Raw genomic sequence first — 24,172 nt, 5'->3', positions numbered from 1 at the left:
GGAGGGGTGGTGTCAGCCTCCCAACATGAAGGCAACCCGTAGAGCCCCTTAGATTGGCCTCTAAGTTCTAACCCCCTGAGTTTCGTCCCCTCTAGCTTCCTCCTCCATTAGCGGAGGCGTAAGCTTTAAGATATTGTAATTACGTATGAAATTTGACAGAGACAATCGCGCAGGGCGAGCGGCTCCAGCGCTGAAAAACGGCCTGCATCGTTTCCTGCGCCACACTCGCGTTGGATTTCGCGACGAGCACCGAGTCGTGGAGAGGCAGGGCGATGACCGCAGCAGCCGATAATTCAGTGAGAACCTCGATGAGCATGTCGCTTTCGATGCGCATCAGCTGGAAACCAAGACCCTTCCCAAACAGGTGAGCGATAGGCGCGTGCTTTGCGGCGAGCATCTCGATTGCCGCCCGGAGATTGATGCCATTCGGAAAATGCCGGTGCGTGTCCTCGGGCCAATTCTTAAGCGGCCCATGCGAGAACAGCAGTGCGTTCATCAGCTTCTTGCAGCCATCGCGACCAGTGCCATTCCCGAAAACGTCATAGAGGTCGTCGTCTGGCTGAGGCGCTCCGGCCCGGACATAAGCCAGGCGCGGGAATAATTGCCGATAGTCGACCTCTACGCAGGCTTGCTTTTCAATCCGAATGCGTCGGCGTTCCGCTCGCTCCATTGACATCCAGAAGCCGCCCGCGAGACGGCCGCCGTGAAGCCACGTGCCGTTATTGAAGATGCGCCGCAGCGAGCGGCGATAGGGCGCAATGATTTGCCCATCCGCTCCTAAAGAGAGGCCGGAGTCATCCTGGCCGATCACCTCGATGTCAGCCTCGCGTAAAAGTCGATTTATGCTCCGAACTTGGTTCTCGAACTTTCTAGATTGTGCGGTCGAGCGATAAGCGATCGCAGCGGCGTTTCCGTCCTCGTCCTTTCCTTCCTTCAGAATGACCAACACGGGATCATCAAGTTGGCAGATCGCGCGCCATTCTGGCGGAGCTAGAGGGAGATAGTCTGCGAGGCGTTCAAGTGGTTCAACGAGCGAGCGCATTTTCGCTTTATCGGAGAACTTGTAGCCGCGGCGCCCTTCCGCAATGAGACCCCTGGCGGATAGGAGATCGATGGCAGCTAGGAAGTGTTGACCGAGAACAGCGTTCCCTTTCCAGATCACGGCATGCGAGCGAGGCACGGCGAGCTTGGAGTTGCTCCTGGTTGCCTTCAGTAGGATGAGATTGCAGGCCAATGCCTCAACGGCCAAGCAGAACTTCGTCGCGTCTGCCTCCTTTCGCGCTCGCTTGCGCGTGCCGCTCGCGGCTTCGTGGGCCAGCAATATGTCGGCCAGCCCTCTAACAGCGACCTGAAGCTCCGCGCTCTTCGCGCGAAGCTGGGGATCGAACATCATAGGCTGCTGTTGGGAAGACATGTGATTAGGTGCTCAAAGTGACCGCCTCTAACACCGATTATTGACGCACCCGGCCAGTCTGACCTGATCTCAGGCGAACGATCGGAGCCGTCAAATTCGACCGGAGCCTTTCAGCTAGGCCCCTTTCGAGAGCCCCGTCCGTAGCGCTGCTTGTGGGCCAGCACGCCCTTCAGGTGCTTCTCGATGACCCACTCGCAGGGTTCCTCCAACAGACGTCCCATCAAGCGCAGCACGCGGCCTGTTGATCTAGGATAGGCTCGCCTCCTAGAACGGTGCTCGCGGCCCTGAGCGTCATAGCTGACCCACCCGGTGCCACTGGCAAGCCTGTGCACGGCTTTGCACGCCTGCACGATGCGAAATTCTTTCGCGCGATGCCCTTTGTGTTCAGCGATGGCATTGACGGCGAGGACGATCGCAACAAGGCGCTCCGGTTCGACGCTAGCCACCCGCAGTCTGGCCAGCCCTATCTTCGCCCGCTTCCTGGCAGACATCCCCTTCAGTCGCGTGGCTATCTCCACTGGGCCCGCTTCGTCCAGGGCGGATTGCATTGCGCTGATCGCAGCGGCTATGAACTGATCGGTCGCGGCCCGGAGGCGGATATAGGAGCTTGCTGCCGTGAGATACGGCTTTAGCTCGGCGGCTGTGTATGTGCTAAGCCAATAGCTCCCGTGCCTCGCCCGGTATTCCACGTGGGTGCGGCAATGGTGCGGAGCCAGCCCCGCCTTGGCAGCCTTCATAGTGAGGCGTCCGCAGCCCGGTATAACACATCGTTCGGCTCCGCCTTCCCCGCTTTCCACCCGCCGCTTAATCCGCTGCTTGGCCAAGCGTCGGGCTGATACCACTGGCCCTCGCATCGTCACGCTTGATCTACTCCTTCCACAGCGACCGGCTCATACAAGAATGCACCCGCGGGAAGCGCTGGTTGCTTGCGGCTTAAAATCGTTTTGTACGGAGCGGCTAACGCTCGGGCAAAGCCGTCGGCCGGAGGATTGACAACACCTTCCTTGGGCGCTCTTCGGCCATTCTTCTTCGCAGGATTCAAAAATTCGCCGATAGCATCAAAGACGGTCTGCGCTTCGGCTTGGCTCCTGGCCCTCCAGCGACATGCGGGGCGTGCATTCTCATTGCTGCGAGCCTTCAATGCTATGATCTTGCCGACGCCAACAGCGTCTCTGAAGCGGACCAGATTGATCAAGTCCTCCTGTATCTGGTCGATCTCGCACGTGATGCCGGTCTCGAACGCAGAAACATAACCTTCCCCGTCAAAAAAACCGGCGGCCCATATGCGCTCATCTCGGCTTCCTTTCACGCGGCCCTGCTCGCTTAAGAGGCGTTCGCAATCTTGAATGCGCTCCGCAAGCAATTTGTCTCGCTCAGATTGTTGGTCGTCGAATTCCACTGCCACTCTCCCTGCATTATCGGTTGAAGAATATGCCTTGGCATGCAGCCCTAAGCACCACGAGAGATATGGGAAGGCGACGGAGAAGCAGCAATAGATTCGTGCCGGTCTCGCAGCTTCTAGAAGAAAAATTCAGAGCGGCGTCCGGTGATTCAAGAAAAGTGCCACATCATTTGCTTTGATGTTGCGTAGGCTTCGACGAGAGTAGCCTTGCCTCTATGCGAGACACCTGCGGAGCTGTCCATGTGACCCCTCCCCGTGCGGTAGGTATGCCCCTTGCGGTAAGTGCACGAGCCAACTCGGTGGGAGAGGAGGCCCCATCCGCCCGTAGCTCCTCCAGTACTTGAGCTAGATCGTTAGCTCTGCGTTGTGCCGACTGTGCTTGGGCCTGCCGCCCCTTCGCCTTAGCAGCGCTGGATAGTTGCGTACCACGGTTACCCCCGAGCTGTTGCCCTCGGGCCCTTGCTGCGGAGAGAGCAGCCTTAGTGCGTGACGAGATCAGTCCCGCCTCTAGCTCCGCAACCGCTGCCATCTGTTGAAGCATGAACCGCCCCGTGGGTCCCTCAATGGCGGGGAGGTCTGCGAACCTCACGTCAACACCTGCCTCAAAGAGCCTCGACAGGAAGCCCACTGACCGGGTGAGCCTATCCACCTTAGCCACTACCAAGGCTGCTTGATGCACCCTCGCTGCGGTTAGCGCTTGGTCTAGGGCTGGCCTGTCGCTTCGCTTCCCGCTCTCGACCTCTGTGAACTCAGCAACCACCTTGGCTGTGCGGTCACCTAAGTAGTTCGCAACGGCAGTCCTCTGTGCCTCTATACCGAGGCCCGACGCTTGCTGCTTGCGTGTGGAGACACGGTAGTAAGCGACAAATCGTTGCTTCGCGGTCACGCTCCCTCAGTCCCCTTGCTCAAAACAGCTTAGCCAACGTCCGTTGACACCATTGTTAGTGAGGCTGGAGTCACCCGCAAACCCGAATTAGGTGCGTCTTATCGACTCAGGACCTCGCATGACCCCATCGTGCTCATGGTGTTGAGGGCCATGAGATAAGGCACGTGCCCGCGTAGGCATGTCGTGTCACGAAGGATGTTTCAGAACTTGCTTACGGGGGACGGGGGGAAGCGGCGTGCCGCTGCCATGAGGTCACCTCTGAGATGAGATACCCCAAATGAGATATCGCCCGGAATGAGGCCGCGGCGAACCTCGCTGGCTATTTCGAATAGCTCTGTATGATCGTCGTCCAATCCGGCATGCGCGGGCACCTATAGGGTCCGCAGACAAACGGCACGGCGAGTTCTTCCGCGATCAATTGTTCTCCGACATTGCGACCATCGACATACAAGATGGCGCACTTCCTACCGAAGTTGCACGTACCGTCAGCCTTCTTTCTATTTGAACATGAGCACGGTACCGCCTCCAGATCGAGAGCGCCCTTACGGATGAGTTCTTCCAGTCGTTCCTTTGCAATAGTGGCGAGCGCCTTTTCGTCAGGACCAACTGTTCTCCATCGCGAAGTCAGTTCCGGCGTATCGTACCCGATCATCCGATACGTCGTACGGCCGATCTTTAAGGTATCGCCGTCCACGACTTGAATCTTTGCGGCGTCGATCGGCACTGCGCGGAGCCCGCCAACGCTGGAGATCAGCATCGACAGTACCAAGATGATGCGAACAAACATCGATTGTCTCCGCCTGGTCTAAAACAAGCCTGCTTCTTCAATGTATGGGCTGCCGGTGCTAACCGACACCAATACGGTACGAAGAAAAGACGCTAGTGCGGGTACCTGGGTTTGCTCGTGGCCGGGGCAAAACTCGAAGGCCCCGACGCTTGGAAAGAGCAGAGGCGGCGTCCCACCAAATGCGCTGGGGTGACGAACAAAGAAATTGCGTTTAGCGCCGCTTAGCCGAACGCCAGCGGCATCTCCCGGATAGAGAATGTAGGCGCCTCGACTGCCGAGAATTCCATCCCTGTAGGTGTGCATCTTGAAGAGGTCATCTTGCTTGTGGAGCCGAGCCAGCTCTTCGAAATAGTTCATGTCGATCGCTTCTTCACTCTGCTCGACAAGAGGGGCGACCTTACCGCTCTTCATGATTTTAGCGCGGTACTTTGCGTCGAAGTGTAGCCAATGCCGAACCCTCTGCGCCGGATCGTCTCCCACCAAAATTTCAAGGCTGAAGTCCGGATCGAAGCGGGAAGTGTAGCTGCCCTGCCATCCCGGTATAGTCCGCTCGGGGCGCGGGAACACGCGGTTGTAGAATAGGTGCACAACGATCGGCACGGGGCCATCCCGAAAGTGAAACCGGATCCTGCTGCGTCGCCCTTTCGCCAATCGGACCTGAAGCTTTCCGGACGTGAATTCAAACGCAGAACCCGGTATCGAAATATCTTCGACTGCAATGCTGGCCAGCGCTCTTCGCAGCATGAAGAAGCACCAATATTCATACAGCTCATTGACAGGCCGTATGTCTCCGATCAGGCCATCGGCAAAGGCTTCAGCTCGCTTCCAAGGTAATTGCAGTCCAAGTCTAAGCAGCGCATCAAATCTAAGGACATCTCTGTAGCCTCTGCGCTTCTGCAGGACTTGGGAGTTGCTAGGAAAGTGACGCAATGGGCCAACCTGACGGAATATGTTCGTCGCAAGCTCCTCATCAAGCGATACTGCCCAGGTCCGTGCCTCACGAGCCGAAGCTGTACGACCATCCTTCTGCAACAAGGATACCAACTGTTCGGAAATTAGACGCAGCTCTTCGAGGAATTGCCGAATGTATTGGTTCTCGCGGGTGTCTGTATCCTCCGAATAAATGGATGCAGTAAAATCGCTAGGAGTATAGCCTCTAAAAAGTCCTGCCAGCGGACCCCCGCGAGTGAAATGGCTGCTTGGCAAGTCGGATAATGCGTCGGACAGCTCGCTCCCATCGGCGGAAGATAGCGCCTCCTGCTTCCGTTCAACCTTTAAGACCTTGTGAAAGGACCGCCGAATCTCATCGAGAGCGGTGGGCAAGTTTGAATCGGCCATGATGTAGCGCATCAAAAACATCAGGGCTGCATTGCTCTCAATGCGAATATCAGATGCATCGAAGAGTGAGCTGGTCGGGCTGTCATACTGAAGAAGCAGTTCCGCTAGCTCCTCGGCAACCGCGTTCAGCAGCGCCCGAAACTCTTCCATATAGCCGAGCTTCTTGCATACGACTTCGGCGCGGAAGGGAGTGTTACCCCCGAAAGTAAGATCAAGAAGGCCTGCTTGGTCGCGCAGGCTAAGTTTGCCTGGCACCGTTATGAGGCCATTGTCGCGCTGGCGCCATCTTCTCGGAGGATCAGCTGTGAAGGTGTTTGCAAGTCGCGGCCCAAACGGCCAGCCCTGATGTAAAGCATAGGCTGCCTGCGCGGCTTCCCGGCTGGCGGTCAAAGTGACGTCGACATAGTATTCTTCGTTTTCGCACAGTTGAAACTTGTCAAACAGTGCGGGAGCCTCCTCACGCCAGCACATCGCAGGGACGCCAAGGGATCCCTCGTCAAGCTCTTCTTCTGCGCTTACAAGATTCGCGAGCGCCGGGAGAACGTCCAAAGGTCGGCCACGGCCACGTGCCCACTCAATCTCGAGGCGATGCCCGTTCGCCCAAGCGAAGATCGCGCTGTGAAGCTTCGCGACCACGAAGCTAACTAACGAAAGAAACGTATCCGACTGCGTTGAGCCGGTCGTTCATGCTCAAAAGCTTTCGTCTACTCTCTTCGAATTTGTCGGCGACCGGAAACTTCCCTTCGGCGGTAATTCCAATCTTGCTATTCGAGCCAAGCGTATAGGCGGCAGGCGGGACCGAGTTCTCGTCCGCGCCCGCCAGAAAGGCAGCGAGAGCTGAGAGGCTTTCACCAAGCGACCGTCGATTGCCGTGCAGCTTCGGCAAAAGCTTTTGGGAGACAGCCTTATCCAAGCCTGAGTACCATCTCTGCATTAAGGCGGACTTGTCCGCTCCGCTAGCAGTCGAGATTGCGAGCCAAGCCGTAACGTAGGCGAACACCTCCTTCGAGGCGCGATATCCGAACGCGAAACCGACAGGGGATAGAAGGTCATAACATCCATCGAGCGTCTTAATCGTTTGCTCGCGGATAAGCGATATCTCTTCGTCAGAAAAGCCCTGAGCCGTCAACCGGTCTAGCATAGTGCTAGCGTTTGTAACGGCGTTGCTCTTGGACTCTCGCTCGCCAATGGCGGTTCTGAGCACCTGATCAGCGATGGAAACTGCAATGTCCCCACCTAACTCTCGTTGGCGATCGGGCACAAGGTAAGAGCTAGGCCGCTCAGAGCCCAATTCAATAACGTGCGATCTATCGAGGACCTTTGGCGAGAACATGTAAGTCGTGTCGTCGACGTTAACAGTACCGATGCAGAATAGGTTTGCGGGAAACAGCAAGCTCTTGCCCTGAGCAAGTAAAGTTCGTGCTGCGTCCGCCTCCGGCGTGCTGGGATCGACATCATCTAAGACCGCCGATATGAGCTTGAGGTCGTCGCTCCCAATCAGAGCCAGCTCACCTTCGGAATCAACGATCGCTGACGCCTCCATTAAGGACAAGAACGGAGCGAAGTAGCGCTCCACGTGCGACAAGTTCATTTCATCGAAGATGAGAAAGTGCGGTACATCGGCGGCGTCAGGATGGCTTGCTCGCAGCAGCAGTCTAACGCAGTCAGTAATCTCATAGGATTCATGACTGACCTCGCCTCCCGAAAGCTTCCGTTCCTTGCCAAACGGAGTACGAAAGCCCAGCAGCCGTTTTGGCGTTGTCCAGTCCGGACCCACTGGAATGAAAGCAAAAAGCGGCCCCTTCAGAGAGTCGGATTGGAGTCTTTGAAGAGCCTCCGCCAGCTTAAGCGCGGCGCGAGATTTACCGGTGCCGGATGGACCTGTGAGTATCACAAAGTTCTTCGCCGCGAGCGCCGCGATCAAATCAAACGAAACCTCCGATAATCCCTCGTGAGATGGGACGGCAGATTCCGTCTTTTGTGGCAAGTACTGATCGACCGGAGGCGGCTCGGATACAAAGACGGGGGTAGAGGCATTCTCCCCAATGCCCTCGTCAAACAGTATCTCCAGCTCGTCGGATGACAGCTGAAAGCGTGCGACCACTTCGTCGACAAGGCGTTGCATTCGAACATTGGTCGAATCGGACCCCGCAATTAGCGGCTCAACATCTTGCTGCCGCCAGTACCAAACGGCGAAATCGGCCAAGCGCGGAAGCGGCTTGTCATTAGCTGCCAGAATCAGCTTGGACAAATGCTGAAGGTAGCCGGGCTTGAGGCTGGCCTGCCGGGGCTTGGTGCTGGTCAGCTCAATGACGGTCTGCCAAGGCACGCCCGAGATGGTCGAGTTTGTGCCATTTGAACGATATCGAGCCGGTCTATATCCGGTCTTGCCCTCTTCATTTACCGCAAATGGGTTGAAGTAAAGGCGGTCCCGATCATCAGTGCCGGAGAGTCCAACTTCGTTGAGAGCCTCAATGAAGGCCGGCTCAGACTCGGCGATGGCGACAGCGTCACTGTGCTTGATTGCAAGGGTGCGCTTTACGATCAAAAAATCGAAGAGAGAAGTCCGCTTTGCGCGTGAACTGCCAAGACGGGTTATGGCCTCACGGATTCTATCAGCCGAAACGTACACGGCCATTCAGTGCCCCCCGGCATCGTTACTCGTCTGCTGCGTCCTCCTCCTGGGCTACTTCCAAAAGGCGGTCTACCATAAGTTTACAGAACTGCTTCTTGATATCAATGCCAATGCATCGAAAGCCATGTTTCCGCGCAAATACAAGGCTGGTTCCGCTACCGGCAAACGGGTCAAGGACAACGCCACGCGGGGGCGTCGTGGTCAGTATGGGTATTCTGACGAGGTCCTCCGAAAAGCGGGCCTTGTGGCCATTGGTTACGCCGCGAACAGCGGGCACCTCCCACGTATCGAGGGGAGGCAGCACCGAGCCGGTCTCGGTTGTTCGCCCTACAGCGTTCTTGTCGAAGAAGTACCAGCGCTCTTTTACGAAGTGGAAGACGTACTCGTGAGAAATTGAGCAGCGATCCCGAACTTGATCCGGAATTGGATTTGGTTTCAGCCAAACGTTGTCATTGCGGACTGTCCACCCGCGATCTTGCATTGCGATGGCAAGACGGTGCGGAATTAACAGAAGCTGCTTGGGAATGCACCATTTGCCATCGCCCTTGCGATCTTGCGGGCGTATTCCGAAACGGCGTGCATTTTGTTTTGTTTCACCGCTCTTGTGCTCGCCTTTCCCGCTCCAATAGGTGTCGCCGATGTTGACCCATAGGCTGCCATTAGGCGCCAAGATTGGTCTGCAATACTCGAAGCTATTGACGAGCTTTTCGATGAACTGGCTGGGATGTTCTTCCAAGCCGATTTGGCCTGCAACGTCGTAGTCCCGTTGGCCGTAAAAGGGTGGTGAAGTGACAATGCAATTGACCAGCAACTTCTGGGAGGCCAGGAACTCCAGACCTTTTTTGACATCCGTATTGAGGATGATGGTCGTGTCGTCCGCATAATAAGCAAACTTTTTGATTTCGGCTGAAAGAAACGCGCCCTCGTCAGCCACCCGCGGGTGCATGGCGTCGTTAGCTTTTGTCTTTGGCTTCGAAACCAGTTTGCGTGGGGGAGGCGAGCGCGGATTTTCGTTGTCCACCACTAGGTTGATCGAAGCGTTTTTCATTTCTGATGGGCTCATGGACGGTGTGAGTCGGGCGAGTCTATCAGAGTGGCGCCTAACTACGCTGCTTCCCGGCTGTAATCGCTGTGGATGATTCGTGTCATAGAGGTATAACCTGCAAAGCGGCAGGGTACCAATAAGGTAGGCGGAGCGAGGCCTAGGTGCCTCGGATCGCTTGAGAGTTCAGCCGGGCACCTATCAATCTCTCCACGAGCTTTTCGCGAAGGCGCAGGACGCTGTCATCCTTGGACGTGTGTACATCGCGAAGCTTGGCTAATGCCAAAAGATCCTTCCGCTTGAAGTCCAACTGCTCCAAAACCTGAAGCCCCTCCTCTCGGGATGACAGCATGCCGATCCGCTCTAGCGTCTCCTGCAGCGATGCCTCGTCCACGTCTTGACGGGGCGGCCGTGAGTTTGGCCTTGCGGTCCTTTCGTTTGGCGTCAGATGCGAAAGGCTGGCTATAAAATTGTCGATCTGCGAGTCGTCGGCGTTCTCGACGGCTTGTGCGATCGCGCGTAGGAAATGCGCTAACTGTTTTCCCTTCATCAGCTTGGTCCCACTACAGCCCTAGCATTTTCGAAAACTCAGTCGTGACCTCTTCTAACCCATCGACCACACTTTGGTGGCTGTTGTTCGAATAACCATTCAATACCACGGGCACGCCGTACAGTGGAGCTTCCGCGAAGAGCGTCTCATTGCGTTTGATGTAAGCGTCGAAGACTGGGAGGCCGCTACTAGCCTTCACTTTGGAGATGTATGCGTTCTGCGCCGACACCGGCCGCCCGTCGTACTCTTGGATCATCGTGAAGACAACTCCAAGAATTTCGGGGCTGATTGGATTTTCTTTGGCGCCTTGATCAAGGGTGGCGAAATCGTTGTAGTCCTTGATGAGCCCATTGATACTGCGCATGAGATAATCGATGCCCAGCGTCGAGAGTTCGTCTGGTCTGGTCGGAACCAAGATGTAGTCACTCGCGACGATGGCTGTCTTTGTAACAATGTTGAAATTTGGGGGGCAGTCGATCAAAACCAAGTCGTAGCGATCTTCAGCGGCCACTGCAGCGAGCCCATCGGAGAGGCGCTTATGCACCGCGATGAAGTTCTTCTTCGCTTGGGCTAGATTTGCACCGCCCAACTGAGTTGCTAATTCGAGGTCGACGTTGATCAAACCGAGATGCGAATAGATTGCGTCTAGCTTGCCTTTGCCATTGAGGCGAGCCTTGATGGCAGCCGGAGTGTGAATCAGGCTGGTCAGGGGACGGGCCTTCCCGGTCTCGAACGAATCAAACCACGATTTGATAGTGCCGCTTGCCCCGTATTTGGTCTCCCATTCGTCCGGCCTAATGAATGAAAAAGTGAGACTTGCTTGGGCATCGAGGTCAAGCATGAGAACGCGCTTCCCTCGGAATGCAAGTTCGGCAGCCAGATTGGCGGTCAGGGATGTCTTACCCACCCCGCCTTTGTAATTGATGACGGACACGATCTGCATATCCAACCTCTTCCAAATGCGCCGAGAAATGGCCGGCAAGTTTCCGCAAGCCGGCTGTGCTACGGACCCGCTACTGTTTCTTGCAAGAACAAAATATGCAACCAAGGTAAAAGGGCGGGCGGCGATTCGCAATCGGCTGCGTTCGCAATAAGCCTCGGTACGCGGCTTGGAGGGATCATGGCAAGGCAGGTTCACAATCGGGATATTCGAGCAACACTAATTGCCGCTCGAAATTGGATAGATACCTGTCTGATCGGGGATGGATCTTTATTTTCTACCGATACTCTATGGACGGTGGCCAACGTGGAACACGTTGTGCGTGCCTTCGTCGATCATCCGGATGAAGGCAACGATGATTTTCTCACAAAGCTAAAGGGACAAATGACTCCAGCAACTGTCGAAGCGCGGCGGTTGGTGGCCGAAATGCTTTGGGCGCTGCTTTTGTTTCCTTCTAACATGAAGGCGGCAACAAAACGCCAGCAGATACGAGAAATGTGGTCTCTCGGAGGAGCTAGCCTACCCGAGTCCCAGCCACTCTTAAGCGATGACATACTGAAGGGCATAGGATCAGGGGGGCCGGGCTTCAATAACTATCGTCCGAATGAGCTGGAATATCTGATCGCGCTCACAACAGATTTAAAAGGGCGCTCGTCTACTGAGCGCAATGCGATCTTTGGTGAGTACGACGATTTTATCGCGTGGATTGATGCTGTGCCCCGCAGGGGTGACCGCCAATACAGACACATGTTGCGGTTCTTTGCGTTCCCTGAACTCGTTGAGCGCATATCATCAAATAATGATCGACGAAAAATTCTTGAAGGATTAGGTGTCGCCTCCGCACGGGAAACAAAAGAATGGTCTGATGCTCAGTTGGACAAAGCGATCTTGCAGCTTCGACAATCCCTGGCAGTGAGATACCCGTCCGAGATTATCGACTTCTATAGCCCGGTTCTGAAGCCGCAATGGTCGGGTGATCAAAGGGTGCGAACAGCGGACGGCGAAGTCACAGTTATTGTCCCTAGCGGTGATGACGAGGAGGACGAGTTACCCATCGACGGCACGCTTCCAGGTCAGGAAGTTGATCTTCGACCTTCGTTTCAAATTCAGGCTAGATTGGCCGAGATAGGCGCGAAAATGGGCTTCAGGATCTGGCTTCCACGCGGTGATCGCGGGCGAGTCCGAGATCTTATTTCTGAGCCAGATCGAATTGCACTGCTTGAGGAATTGCCTCTCAACAACGAGCAAGCGACGCTCAGCACGATTGAGCAGATCGACGTAATTTGGCTGCGCGGTCGAGCGATAGTGCGAGCATTTGAAGTCGAGCACACCACATCAGTCTATTCGGGGCTGCTGCGGATGGCAGACCTGCTGGCGCTGCAGCCAAATCTAGCCATTCAGCTGCACATAGTGGCGCCCGCCGAGCGCAGAGATAAAGTTTTCCGTGAGATGCGCAGACCGGTATTTTCTTTGATGAACGGCCGGCCGCTATCGAGCACCTGCACCTTTATCTCTTATGAGAGTGTCATTGCGATTCGAAGCATCGAGCACCTTGCTCATTTGAACGATAGCATCATCGGTGAGTATGAAGAGGAGGCTGAGGAAGGTTGACGCGCACAGTTTACCTAGCCGTAGAAAGGCGTCCTTTGAGAAGGCATAGCGCTCTGAGGCAATTCAAGCCTAGTCAGCCCACTCCTTTCGAACGAAATCCTCAATATCCTGCGCCCTTCGGAGGATTGCGGCTTTATCCCACTTTCCAGATTTGATTGCGTTGCCGACTGCCACCGTGCCCCGAATTCCGCATTCGATATAAGTCTTAGCCTTTTCCTTTGGGGGCTTGTCCTGCAAAGACGAGTTTACGCCCGGAGGCAACATGGTGAGGTTGCCAAGATGATGGATATTGGCGTCATTCGAACTTTGGGGCTTAATGTGTTCTATCGATTTTGACGGCTCAGCCGCCCAGATCTTCGACCATTGAAACTCGTTCAATAATTCGCCGGCCTGCGCCGCCAAGTATTCATCGTACCGAAACAAGAGATAGCGGAGCTCTTCGGTCCAGCCATCATACATGTCTGTGTAGTCCTCGACCTTAGACAGCACGTTATCGATAGAGAAATCTTCACCCCCGATCGCTCGAAGCCTATCCTCAATCTCCGCGCTACTCACCTCTTGAGAAACAATGTCGTGCCCGAGCCTCACGTAATCGCCAACCTTGTGTCGGGAATCCGCTCCGCCTAGGCCAAAAATGCGGAACGTCACCCGCTCCCACCGAGCCAACAGAACCTTCTCGATCTCGGCCGGGAATTCCTTCACAATGATTGCGGTTGCCACAAATCGCGCGTGAACGATGCCAGTAACAGCACGCAAGCGCACGTCGCGATCGAGTCGGTCAAGCGCAGCAACGACGGACTTTAGCCAACGGGCCTGACGCAAAATGTTTGGCAAGCCCCCAAGAGCGGCCTTTACGAGGGTATCAGCTGCATCTTCTTCAGACTGAAGGCGATTTGGAGTCGCCTTGCTGCGCATGGTGCCGGCAAAACGAAGAGCCTGATCTCCGAGCGTCTCTCGCAACCCGAGCACTCTGTAGATATCCTGCCAGATGCCGTGCATCTCTTTCAATGCTTCGTCATTCTGCGGGCCTTCCAAGAAGATCAAGCCCATTAGCTGACTCTTACATTTATCTATCCAGCGAACATCGAGCCCCCGGCTGTTTAACACTTCGAATACGCGATAGACCGCCGATTCATCATTCAGCTCGTGATAAATCATCGATAGTCTATTTCGGAGCAGCGCGACCAGCTCAATCAGGGACGCCTTTTTCTTCCAACTCTCGACGAACTCCTCGCACTCCAATGCCGCTGCAACCAGGTTCCGCTCAGCAGCGGTGGTTGCCGAGTCTTTTCGAATCTTCCCATCACGAACATAATCAACGAAGATGTGGGTACTATCGTGGTTGGTTTGAAGCAGGACGAGGGAATGCTCGTCTCCTTTGACCAACAATTCATTCAACTCGGCTTTGATCTTGCCTTCGGCGCCGCTGCTATCCAGCGCCTTCTGAATTGCCTTAAGCAGAATGACAAACGTGGTCAGGCGCTGTTGCCCGTCAACCACTTCCACGACTGTATATTCATTGGCGACGATCAGCCGCGTTTCGCGTGCCAGACAAACGACCGTCGCTAGGAAGTGATCATTCTTCGTTTTCTTGACCTCATCGATATCATCGAAAAGGTCCATTCGCTGCTTCGTACCCCAAGCATAAGCTCGTTGATAGTCGGGTATTCGAAACAGGCGGCCGTTCAAGAGCTGGTTCAAAGTCAAATGCTGTGGGTTCAATTGAATCATAATAAATCCTTACAGACCTCAAGATGAGACTCGCGGCATCTCGTGCCAACATACAGGCGTTCGGTTGCACCCGTTGCGCTCAGGACTGCGACGTTAGATCGCTTGCTTGAACTTCACGCCGTATCTCTGTTCCATTCTTTTTGATGAGCGCACTTGTCCACCCCCATTCTTGGACACTGGAATCACTATCACCAGTCCTGCGCGTATCGCGCCAACAGTCAATTCCGCACGTACCGTTCGGAGTGAAAAAAGCGAATACACGTTTTGAGCCGCAACCTGGCAACGCCGCCACTGCGTTGCAATACGTCGCCGTACGTGTTGTGATCAGAAGGACGAAAATGAAGGAGTCGAAAGATGTTGGGACGTATGGGGGGAAGTCTGCGGGCGGCCGATGCGAGGTCTTTCGAATTTGCGACCCTTCAGGAAACAAGAGAGCGGACTCTCCGGCCAGCAATGGTGAACTCACGCCAATACGTATGGCCGCGATCTGCACAATGAATTCCAATTAGTGCTCATCGCGTGGGTCTTCGCTTAGATGCGATAGTGTCAATTCGAAACCGCGATGCCAGGAGCCGTTTGAGGGGCTTCAGTCAAATTCATCGAATCTCGTCTAGCCCTGCGCTGAAGATAGCCTACGGCACGTATTCGATTGCCAAGCTTCAGCATGTTCTCTCTTTCCATTTGCTGAAAAAGAGCCTCTTCCATGGTGAAGGTCACCTCTTTGCCGCGGATCGACTGGTAAACCACGGTGGATCTCTTGTCGTTCACTTGAATGATCCTACCGATATCCGTGACAGGCCTTGCTTCTAGGAGCTTTCGCGCTCTCACGATCTTATCGCCCGCCTCATGAGTAACAACCACGAGAGATCGGCTATGCTCTGTGTTGGCGGTGATCGCCAATTCGGTCAACTTGTTGCGCTCGGTCGGAACAATGCTTCTTATTTGCTCTAACGAAGCGAACCTCTCCTGAGCAATCGCCAGACTGATCTCTCCTTTGTCGGCGGAAGCAGTCAACTCGGAGATATGTTCAACGAACTCGTTGCTGTTACCTTCGATCTCAGCCGCGAGCTCCGCTGATGCATGCTCGCTTTTTAGTCGTTTCAGAAGCCTGTGTGTAAAAACGGGATGACGCAACGCCACTACCAAACTGCTGAACTTTGGTTGCGCAACTTGGAAATCGATACTAGCGCTTTTCAGTCCTGCTAAATGGGGCGGCACTAGAATACGGCGAGCAGCTTCGTGAGTCTTGTTGATCAGGGCTGTCAGTATCCCTAAGGGCATTTGCCCCCGTCCCATTACGCTACCTTGGAATGTTAGAGCGAAGAGCGCTCTTGCTTCTTCCAGGGAGTCCCAAATAGGGTTTTTGCTCGTTGCAAGGCCGATCCTGCGGGCGGGAAGAAACTCGTCACCCCATAAGAGAACTTCATCGTGCCAAAATCGCTTTACACGAAAGTCATCTGCTAAACTGACGATCGAAGTTGGACCTGATGAGAGAGCACCTCTGAGTGATAGCTCATTTGCCTTGAGGGCGCCGAGGTGCTGCTCGTCGATTGGACAGGCATAGTAGAAGCTGGCGTCTTCACTCTCTTCAAATTTCACAAAGAGAGTGGAAGAAAGGCCAACGTTAGCAACGAATACAATGGGCTGATCGAAGGCGTACAAGACTTCACTCGGAACGATTGGTTGGTCGGTCCAAGGAGTGGAACCCTCGTGGGGTGGCTTCCAGCTCATGTCTTCTGCGGGCCAATCGTTGATTGAAACCGATCCTCTGAGAACTTAAGGCCGTGCTTCTTCCAGTAAGTGTGGTGTCCCGGCTGACCGGTCGTGGGTGTAGCTAGTAACACTCCGTCGGCTAAGCCAACCTTAATAGCTACGATGTGGCACGTTCGGAAGAACGGGATGAGGTTTCTCGCGTGCTCAGCATCTGCTTCGTGCAGCCAAACTGACCATCCCCAACTCCGACAATCGGAGGAGTCGCAAGGCCGGTTCTGCTCCTTGACTGACATCAAGTCCCGTTCCGAGGGCGGCATTGTCCTGCAAGCCCTTAATAGTGCACCTTCATACCCGGCTGCGTCTTTCGGCGGGCAATCTTCCGGGCAATCGGGATGATATGGAGCGGGCATCCAGCTGTAGTTGCTTCGCAATTTTGTCAAAGTCTCTAGCCGGGAATCATGCTGCCAGCAAGAGTAGAGATGGGCACCCTGCTCAACTAATTCAAGGAGGAGGGCCATTTGTGAGCAACACAACTGTGTAACATTGCGGGAAGGGTCTTTAAAAACCAAAGTCTTATCAATATGCTATCGGCGGAGACAACGAATCCTTTCCTGGGCACCATCCCCTGCTCAAGCGATTGAAATCGCTCATCCGCAGGACATTGAGCTGCTGACCGGTCCGCGACACCGAAGCACAGCGCTCATGGCGCGCCGAATGGCCGTCGTCGCCACATCGGAAGATGCCGGCAAGGCCGGTGACCCCGAACCCGCCTAAGAGGCCTCAGTGCTCGTTGACCGCAGCGCCGAGCTTGATCAGGCTCAGCGAGCGGTTTGCCGTCTCGCGCAGGCGGCAGTAGCTCGCGCCGCCCCGGTACATGCCGGGGTCGACGTTGTCGAAGACCGCGCAGAGGCGATCACGCGAGGCGGCGAAAACTTTCTGCGAGTCATTGACGGCCTTGATCGCGTCGGCGAACCCGCCGGCCTGAACCTTCTTCAGCGCCTCACTGGTTTTCTGCGTCCAGACGGCGAGTTCGCGCGCCGCGCAGGCCTTCCATCTGGCGACATCGTCATTCGCGCCCTCTGCCGCCTTGATGCAGGGGTCGGCGACGAGCCCGACGCAGGCGCTGCCGAAACCGCCGGTTTTCTCCACCTTCTTCAGGCAGGCATCGATCACGGCAAGGTCGGCTGGCGCGGTGCTCTGGGCGGTGTCTTGGGCGAAAGCCATCGATGCCAGCGGGAGGCCTGCGGCGAGAATCGCGGCGGCAAGCTTGAATTTCACGGGAGATCTCCGTTCGGCGCATCGATGCAACCTTGGTCACCGGAGGCCCGGCGTGGGTTCACCCGAATGTGGAGCAGGAGCCGTTCCTCACACCACCTTCTTCCCGGTCCGCTCCGCCACCGCCTTCTGCACGTCATATCTGGAAACCATCTGGGCGGCTCCGCAACGACGACCGTGCATTTGACACGCCGGCAGACGCCCGGAGTGTCGCCATGATCCGCTCGATGTCGGCTGGGCGCCGAATACGGAGAGCCACGAGGAGCAGAAGCGCACTGGGCTGCTAGGCCGCGACGCGGCTAATCCGACGGCTTGACGCCGAGATCGCCCAGGATGCGGAGCATCACGTCGCTGTCGCGCTTGAAGATCCGATTTGTCGTTTCGAAATCGGCCGGCGATGACAGGATGAAGTTGTTCAGCATCTGCTGAACTTTCGGATCGGTTCCGGCTTGGATCAGCAGCGGCGAGAGGCGATCGACGATATCCTGCGGCGTGCCGGACGGCACCGCAAACGTGGTGAAGGGACGCAGATTGTAGAAGTCGCCGACGGCGCCTTGCTCGGTCATGGTCGGCGTGTCCGGATGGGGCGGCAGACGGGTGCCGACCACGCCGATCAGGTTGCCGGTGCCGGCCTGGATGACGGGCGCGGCTGCGGCATAGCTACCGGCGGCGCCATCAAGCGTCTGTCCGGCGACGTCATTCCACATCGGCGCCTCGCCGCGATACTGGATGACCTGAACCTTGATGCCGTATTGCTTGGCGATCGTCTCGATCAGGACGTGCGGCGTCGAGCCCACGCCATAGGATCCCCAGTTCACGCTGCCGACTTTCTTGCAGTATTCGATGAACTCGCGCAGGTTGGTCGCGCCGGTCTTCTTCGCCGCCACGACCGGACCGCCAGCGCCGATGACCATCGTCAGATAGGTAAAATCATTTTCGGGATCGTAGGGCAGGTCTCTTACCGTGACGCGGTTCTGGATCAGCGACGACGAGATCGTGCACAGGATGGTGGTGCCGTCCGGATCGGCGCGTTTCGCTTCTGCCACGCCGATGACGCCGCCGGCGCCGCCCTTGTTCTCGACGATGACCGGCTTGCCCACCTGCCGCGCCAGGAAATCGCCGAACGCGCGCGCGATGCCGTCGGTCTGGCCGCCCGGTGGATAGGGCACGATGATCCTGATCGATTTGGACGGCCACGCGGATTGCGCCTCGGTCCTTACAGCCGGCGCGCACAACGCGACGGCCGAACCCATCACGAATGTTCGTCGTGTCAGCTTTCTCATTTCCCGCCCTTGGTCTTGCTGTTTCTTGTCGAGTCGCGAGGACCGATCGGATGAAACTAGCGAAGAACGTGGCTGCGTGACGTGTGGCACTGTGTCCGCAACAAAGCAGGTGACTTCCACCACGCGGAAAACGCATTCGGACGGCGGCTCCTCTCCCCCTCACACCACCCGCTTCCCCGTCCGCTCCGCCACCGCCTTCTGCACGAAATACATCATCACCAGCGTGACGATCGTCGTGGTCACGACGACGTAGCCGATCCGGTCGAAATGAAGCAGCGCGCCGTCCGCGCCTTGCGCGATGATCGCGGCGGCGAGCACCGAGCCGAGCCCGCCGGAGAGTTGCTGCAGCGAGGCGCTGACCGCGCTGAACGAGCCGCGCTGGCCGGGCTCCGGGATCGCCGACATCAGCGCTTGCGAGGGGATCATGCGCGAGAAGATGCCGACGAACATCAGCACGTTGACGATGATGGCGGTTGCCAGCGAGACGTGACCGAGATGGGTGTAGATCAGCACCATCAGGACGGTCATGGCGCAGCCGAACACGAAGGTCGGATATTTGCCGAACGCGTCGCTCGCCCTGCCGACCAGCGGCCCGGTGACGATGCTGAACAGGCCGGAGACGAGATAGATCGTGGGGAGATGCGTGATGTCGATGCCGAGATTGTGCACGGTGTAGGCGCTGGAGAACGGCATCAGCATGTAGCCGCCGGTCGCCAGCAGCGTCGTGACGGCGAAGGCGAGCGTGTAGCGCGGCTCACCGACCGTCGCGACCAGATGGCGGAACGGGTTTCTGTCCTGCTTCAGCTTCAGATGTGCATCGACCGGCTCCATGGCGAAGGCGATGATCGCGATCGTCACGATCGACAGCACGACAATGGCGATGAAGCAGACATGCCAGCTCCAGTGATTGGCGAGAAACAGGCCGGCGGGAATGCCGAGCACCTGGCTGGCGGCGAACGCCGTCTGGATGATTCCCATCACGCGACCGCGCATCTGCAGCGGAAACAGGTCGGTGATGATGGCGAGCACGACCGCGCCGATCACGCCGCCGAACAATCCGGTCACGATCCGGCCGATCAGCAGCACATGGTAGTTCGGCGCCATTGCGCAGAGCAGCGTGCCCAGCGCGAAGCCGACATAGAAGAACAGCAAAAGGCGCTTGCGATCGAAACGATCGGCAAAGCCGGCGGCGAGGATGCCCGATAACCCCGCGCTGAAGGCGTAGGCCGACACCGCGACGCCGAACTGCCCCGCCGTGATGCCGAGCGACGGCATCAGGATGGCGCCGAGCGGCGACATGATGATGAAGTCGAGGATGATCGTGAACTGCGTCAGCGCCAGCAGCGCGATCAGGAGCACCTGGTAGCGCGAAAATCCGCGCGGGCGCTGGTCGTCGATCGGCGCAGCGAGCGTTGGTTCGGTCATGGCACCTGATTCAGGGTGGGCCCCCCGGCGAGGGAAACTGGCAGATAGGGTGGGTCGGGACGATGTCCACGGCACGCGAAGCAAAAGTTCTGCCGGGATAGGAAGCTCGCGCCGGATTGTGGGATCCGGGCAACAGCGCCTGAGGCGAAAGCCGTCCCACCTTCCCAGGCAAATTAAGTCGCCTTTAGTGAATGTTCCCATAGGGTTGGCCGTCCAATTTCCTGCTCCCCCGGCCGAATGCCGGTCATGTCACGGCAAGTCAGAGCGTTTTCGGATGGAGCAGCGTGCCCCGCAGTACGATCCTGGCGTGTCCGAGCCGTCGGCGGGCCTGACCCTCGTCATCGACCTCGAAGGCGCGCTGCTGCGTTCCGAGCTGCTGATGGAGGCGCTGTTCTCCAGCCCCGGCCGCATGCTGGCGCGCTTCGGCGCGGGCGGACGGGCCGGGATGGCGGCGCTCACGGCGATCCTGGCGCGGGCCGAGATCGACTACGCCCATCTGCCCTATGATTCCGATGTGATGAACCGGGCGCTGGCGGCACGGGCGCGCGGCGAGAAGATCTATCTCGTCGCGGATCGGTTCGCCGCTCATGCCGCGGCGATCGCAGCGCATCTCGGCTTCGATGGCGTCGTCACGCACGCCGATCTCGCGGCGGGCCGCGTGCCGTTCGATCGCGCCTCCATCGCGCGCATCGAACATCGCGAGGTCCGCAGAGCCAGCCTCGCCACCTGGGTGAAGGCGCTGCGAGTCCATCAATACGCCAAGAACACGCTGGTTTTCGTGCCCGCGCTGACGGCGCATCAGCTGAACCTTTCGACGCTCGGCTACGCGCTGCTCGCGTTCCTGGCGTTCTCGGCCTGCGCCTCGGGCGCCTATCTGATGAACGATCTGCTCGATCTCGCCGCCGACCGGCAGCATCCGAGCAAGCGCCACCGCGCGCTCGCGGCCGGCGATTTGCCGATCTCGTCGGCGCTGTCGGCCATTCCTGCATTGTGGCTGCTCGCGCTCGCCGCCAGCCTCTGCATCTCGCCGCTATTTCTCGGCGTGCTCGGCCTCTATCTCGCCACCACGATCGGCTATTCGCTCGTGCTCAAGCGCAAGATGCTGGTCGACATCGTCACGCTTGCCGGCCTCTATACGCTTCGCATCGTCGCCGGCGCTGTCGGTGTCGGCGTAGTGCTGTCGGAATGGCTGTTGATCTTCTCGCTGTTCGTGTTCACCTCGCTCGCCCTCATCAAGCGCTTCAGCGAGCTCAGCATGCGCGAGAGCGTGGGCCTCGCCGATCCCTCCAACCGCGACTACCGTGTCACCGGCCTTAACGTCATCGCCGCGATGGCGGCGGCGAGCGCCATGAACGCGGTGACCGTGTTCTCGCTCTACGTCTCGTCCTCGGCGGTGACGCCGCTCTACAGCCGCCCCTGGATGCTGTGGCTGATCACGCCGCTGCTGCTGTACTGGTTCGGCCGTGCCCTGATGATGGCGCATCGCCGCGAGATGCCGGACGATCCGATCCTGTATGCGTTCCGGGACGGCCCCAGCCGCACCGCAGTCGCGGCGATGATCTGCATCATGCTCGCTGCGATCTGACCCGCCCGTAAGGTCACGGCCGCTTGCGTGACCTGTTGCGACTGGCTACATCGCGATCCATTCGACTAAAGCGCGATGCGATTAAGATGAATCGTCATCGCGCTTTAGGTTATTGATTGAGCATGATCTTTTCGGAAAACCGCTGCACACTTTTCCGGATCATGCTCTAGCCTATGATATCGACGCACCGATTCGACCCGAGGGTTTCATGACCGTACGCCTGCACCGCGGCGACCTGCCCGACCTGTCCCGCTACACCGGAGCGGTGGCGATCGACACCGAGACCATGGGGCTGAACCCGCACCGCGACCGGCTCTGCGTGGTGCAGCTCTCGCCGGGCGACGGCAGCGCCGACGTGGTGCAGATCCCCAAGGGCCACACCGACGCGCCGAACCTGAAGGCGCTGCTCGCCAATCCGGCGGTCACGAAGATCTTCCACTTCGCGCGGTTCGACGTCGCGGTGCTGTACCAGACCTTCGGCGTGATGACCGGGCCGATTTATTGCACCAAGATTGCCTCCCGCCTGACCCGCACCTACACCGAACGCCACGGCCTCAAGGACCTCGTCCGCGAGGTACTCAACATCGACCTTTCCAAGCAGCAGCAGTCCAGTGACTGGGGTTCCGACAGCCTGACCGAGCCGCAGCTCGCCTACGCCGCCTCCGACGTGCTGCATCTGCATGCCTTGCGCGAGCGGCTGGACGCCATGCTGGTGCGGGAAGGCCGCAGCCAGCTGGCGCAGGCCTGTTTCGACTTCCTGCCGACCCGCGCTCTGCTCGACCTCCAGGGCTGGGCGGAGGAGGACATTTTCGCGCACTCCTGAACGCCCCCGCGCGGCGGTTAGCCTGACCCTGCCGCCCCGTTTCGGACACTTTCGTAACGGCCTGTCGCCGGCTGCATATTTGGGCGGCGCCGGATAGAATGGGGTGCGCCCCCCTCGACCGGACACGGCGAGCAATCCGTCAGGAGACAGGTAAGTAGGAACCCCGGTGAACTCGGCCCAGAACCCAACCTACGACGCCGCGCTTGCGGCGAAGTTTGCCAGCGCGGCGCGCCACAGCCGCCTGGTGCGGATTCTGCGCATCGCAGTCCCCGGTGCGGTGCTGCTGTCCATGGCTGTCATCGTCGGCGTTTCGATCTTCAATCCGTTCCGCATGCTGATGCCGAAGCTGCCGCTCGACTCCGGAAATCTGGTGGTGTCGGGCACCAAGATCACGATGGAATCGCCGCACCTCGCCGGTTACACGCCGGACCAGCGGCCCTACGAACTCTGGGCCAAGACCGCGACGCAGGACATCACCGATCCCGATCATGTCGATCTCAATGACCTGCGTGCGAAAGTGCTGATGGAGGACAAGTCGACGCTGTTCCTCGATGCCCGCACCGGCCGCTTCGACAACAAGCAGCAGCAGCTCGACCTGCGCAAGGACATCTTGCTGCGCACCTCGACCGGCTATGAGGCGCGGCTGAACTCGGCCTTCGTCGACATGGGCAAGGGCACGGTCTCCTCGGACGAGCGCGTCGACGTCAAGCTGACCAACGGCACGCTGAGCGCGGATCGCCTGCGAATTACCGAAGGTGGCGAAGTCATCCGCTTCGAGGGCAATGTGGTGATGCACCTCGACAAGCTCGACGAGCCCGCCGCAACGCAGCCGCCACCGCCCGAGCCGGCACCGACGAAGACACGCACGCCTCAGAACAAGTCTGCCAATTCGAAGTGATTTCATGATGACCTGTTTTCTGCGCGACGCTTTTGTCAGCAAGGCCGCGCTCGCTATCGGCCTCGCGCTGCTCGCCACGGGGGCGGCCCTTGCTCAGAGCACGATGCAGGGCGTGCCCAACGCGATGCAGGGCTTTTCGCAGAACCGCGATCAGCCGATCCAGATCGAAGCCGCCGCGCTCGAGATGCGCGACAAGAAGAAGGAGGCGACCTTCTCCGGCAACGTGAAGGTCGTGCAGGGCGACACCACCATGACCTCGAAGACGCTGGTGGTGTTCTATGACTCCGGGGGCGACAAGCCGGCCGCGCCGCAGCCCGCGGCGAAGGGCACGAAATCGGCGCCAATGCAGTCGGCGCAGCCGGGGCCGGGCGGCAGCTCCTCGATCAAGCGGCTTGAGGCGCGCGGCAATGTCGTGGTCACCCAGAAGGACCAGGTGGTGACGGGGGAGACCGCCGTGTTCGACACCAAGACCAACCTGATCACCATGTTCGGCGGGGGCTCGGGCCAAGTCGTCATGACCCAGTGCAAGAACGTCATGCGGGGCGATCGGCTGACTGTCGATATGACGACCGGCGTGTCACGTGTGGAATCCGACAGCGGCCGGGTTCAGGTCCTGCTGCCGCAGGGCTCCAGCAACGATTGCGGTTCGGGCAAGCCCGGCGGCGCGCCGCCTTTGCAGTTACCCGGTGCAAGTAAACCAAAATGAATTCAACGGCTTGGTTCGGATGCGGCCGAACCGAGGGTTGAAGCCTGCCCGGCGAGCCTGTATCTAGCGCGCAGGGCTTTCGAAGCGGGGTCCGCCGCTTTTCGGGCGTGTTTCACTGGGCATGAGAC

At 57.9% G+C, this 24,172-nt stretch carries 20 protein-coding genes; 5 read left to right on the top strand and 15 right to left on the bottom strand.

The features are described 5' to 3' along the window. Positions 1 to 139: 139 nt before the first annotated feature. From XF30_RS03240 to XF30_RS03195, 10 genes are all read right to left on the bottom strand, one after another. Positions 140 to 1,393, bottom strand: a complete 1,254-nt coding sequence (locus XF30_RS03240) for a hypothetical protein (RefSeq protein ID WP_244608868.1) — start codon at positions 1,391 to 1,393, stop codon at positions 140 to 142. Between the two features lie 131 nt (positions 1,394 to 1,524). Beyond that, on the bottom strand, positions 1,525 to 2,151 hold the full coding sequence (locus XF30_RS03235; protein ID WP_244608867.1) for a hypothetical protein: 627 nt from the start codon (positions 2,149 to 2,151) through the stop codon (positions 1,525 to 1,527). A 119-nt stretch (positions 2,152 to 2,270) separates the two neighbouring features. Continuing rightward, on the bottom strand, positions 2,271 to 2,813 hold the full coding sequence (locus XF30_RS03230; RefSeq protein WP_109141901.1) for a hypothetical protein: 543 nt from the start codon (positions 2,811 to 2,813) through the stop codon (positions 2,271 to 2,273). A gap of 169 nt (positions 2,814 to 2,982) precedes the next feature. Beyond that, on the bottom strand, positions 2,983 to 3,702 hold the full coding sequence (locus XF30_RS03225) for a recombinase family protein (protein WP_109141900.1): 720 nt from the start codon (positions 3,700 to 3,702) through the stop codon (positions 2,983 to 2,985). A gap of 319 nt (positions 3,703 to 4,021) precedes the next feature. Further along, the gene (locus tag XF30_RS03220; RefSeq protein ID WP_109141899.1) at positions 4,022 to 4,489 is read right to left on the bottom strand and encodes a thermonuclease family protein; all 468 of its coding nucleotides are present in this window, start codon (positions 4,487 to 4,489) and stop codon (positions 4,022 to 4,024) included. Between the two features lie 18 nt (positions 4,490 to 4,507). Continuing rightward, positions 4,508 to 6,463: a DUF2357 domain-containing protein gene (locus XF30_RS03215; RefSeq protein WP_146207655.1), complete on the bottom strand. Its 1,956-nt coding sequence runs from the start codon at positions 6,461 to 6,463 to the stop codon at positions 4,508 to 4,510. 4 nt (positions 6,464 to 6,467) lie between these two features. Beyond that, positions 6,468 to 8,465, bottom strand: coding sequence for an McrB family protein (locus XF30_RS03210; protein WP_146207654.1), 1,998 nt, complete (start codon positions 8,463 to 8,465; stop codon positions 6,468 to 6,470). A gap of 19 nt (positions 8,466 to 8,484) precedes the next feature. After that, entirely contained in the window at positions 8,485 to 9,510 is a 1,026-nt protein-coding gene (locus XF30_RS03205) for a DNA-methyltransferase (protein ID WP_244608866.1), read from the bottom strand. Between the two features lie 154 nt (positions 9,511 to 9,664). Beyond that, positions 9,665 to 10,054, bottom strand: coding sequence for a hypothetical protein (locus XF30_RS03200; RefSeq protein ID WP_109141895.1), 390 nt, complete (start codon positions 10,052 to 10,054; stop codon positions 9,665 to 9,667). 13 nt (positions 10,055 to 10,067) lie between these two features. After that, positions 10,068 to 10,997, bottom strand: coding sequence for a ParA family protein (locus tag XF30_RS03195; RefSeq protein WP_109141894.1), 930 nt, complete (start codon positions 10,995 to 10,997; stop codon positions 10,068 to 10,070). A 177-nt stretch (positions 10,998 to 11,174) separates the two neighbouring features. Here XF30_RS03195 and XF30_RS03190 point away from each other — a divergent pair, with 177 nt between their 5' ends. After that, entirely contained in the window at positions 11,175 to 12,605 is a 1,431-nt protein-coding gene (locus tag XF30_RS03190; RefSeq protein ID WP_146207653.1) for a type II restriction enzyme NmeDI-related protein, read from the top strand. Positions 12,606 to 12,674: 69 nt separating this feature from the next. Here XF30_RS03190 and XF30_RS03185 read toward each other — a convergent pair whose 3' ends face one another. The 5 genes from XF30_RS03185 to XF30_RS03165 form a co-directional block, all read right to left on the bottom strand. Continuing rightward, positions 12,675 to 14,336 (bottom strand): DUF262 domain-containing protein, encoded by a 1,662-nt coding sequence (locus XF30_RS03185; RefSeq protein WP_204524490.1) that lies wholly within the window; start codon positions 14,334 to 14,336, stop codon positions 12,675 to 12,677. Between the two features lie 546 nt (positions 14,337 to 14,882). Further along, complete coding sequence (locus XF30_RS03180; RefSeq protein ID WP_146207652.1) at positions 14,883 to 15,998, bottom strand: hypothetical protein; 1,116 nt, start codon at positions 15,996 to 15,998, stop codon at positions 14,883 to 14,885. A gap of 831 nt (positions 15,999 to 16,829) precedes the next feature. Further along, complete coding sequence (locus XF30_RS03175; RefSeq protein ID WP_244608865.1) at positions 16,830 to 17,222, bottom strand: lysozyme inhibitor LprI family protein; 393 nt, start codon at positions 17,220 to 17,222, stop codon at positions 16,830 to 16,832. Positions 17,223 to 17,623: 401 nt separating this feature from the next. Then, positions 17,624 to 18,577 (bottom strand): Bug family tripartite tricarboxylate transporter substrate binding protein, encoded by a 954-nt coding sequence (locus tag XF30_RS03170; RefSeq protein ID WP_158284323.1) that lies wholly within the window; start codon positions 18,575 to 18,577, stop codon positions 17,624 to 17,626. Positions 18,578 to 18,766: 189 nt separating this feature from the next. Further along, complete coding sequence (locus XF30_RS03165) at positions 18,767 to 20,032, bottom strand: MFS transporter (protein WP_109141890.1); 1,266 nt, start codon at positions 20,030 to 20,032, stop codon at positions 18,767 to 18,769. Between the two features lie 274 nt (positions 20,033 to 20,306). Between XF30_RS03165 and XF30_RS03160 the strand changes: the two genes are divergently transcribed. From XF30_RS03160 to XF30_RS03145, 4 genes are all read left to right on the top strand, one after another. After that, on the top strand, positions 20,307 to 21,617 hold the full coding sequence (locus tag XF30_RS03160) for a UbiA family prenyltransferase (RefSeq protein WP_109141889.1): 1,311 nt from the start codon (positions 20,307 to 20,309) through the stop codon (positions 21,615 to 21,617). A 208-nt stretch (positions 21,618 to 21,825) separates the two neighbouring features. Beyond that, on the top strand, positions 21,826 to 22,440 hold the full coding sequence (locus XF30_RS03155) for a ribonuclease D (RefSeq protein ID WP_109141888.1): 615 nt from the start codon (positions 21,826 to 21,828) through the stop codon (positions 22,438 to 22,440). A 166-nt stretch (positions 22,441 to 22,606) separates the two neighbouring features. Further along, positions 22,607 to 23,338: an LPS export ABC transporter periplasmic protein LptC gene (gene lptC, locus XF30_RS03150; RefSeq protein ID WP_109141887.1), complete on the top strand. Its 732-nt coding sequence runs from the start codon at positions 22,607 to 22,609 to the stop codon at positions 23,336 to 23,338. A 4-nt stretch (positions 23,339 to 23,342) separates the two neighbouring features. Beyond that, entirely contained in the window at positions 23,343 to 24,044 is a 702-nt protein-coding gene (locus XF30_RS03145) for an LptA/OstA family protein (protein WP_109141886.1), read from the top strand. Positions 24,045 to 24,172: the final 128 nt, after the last annotated feature.

Source organism: Bradyrhizobium sp. SUTN9-2 (assembly GCF_003122645.1).
Lineage (GTDB): Bacteria > Pseudomonadota > Alphaproteobacteria > Rhizobiales > Xanthobacteraceae > Bradyrhizobium > Bradyrhizobium yuanmingense.
The sequence above is the reverse complement of the archived record's forward strand: the minus strand, read 5'-3'. Positions and strand labels throughout refer to the sequence as shown.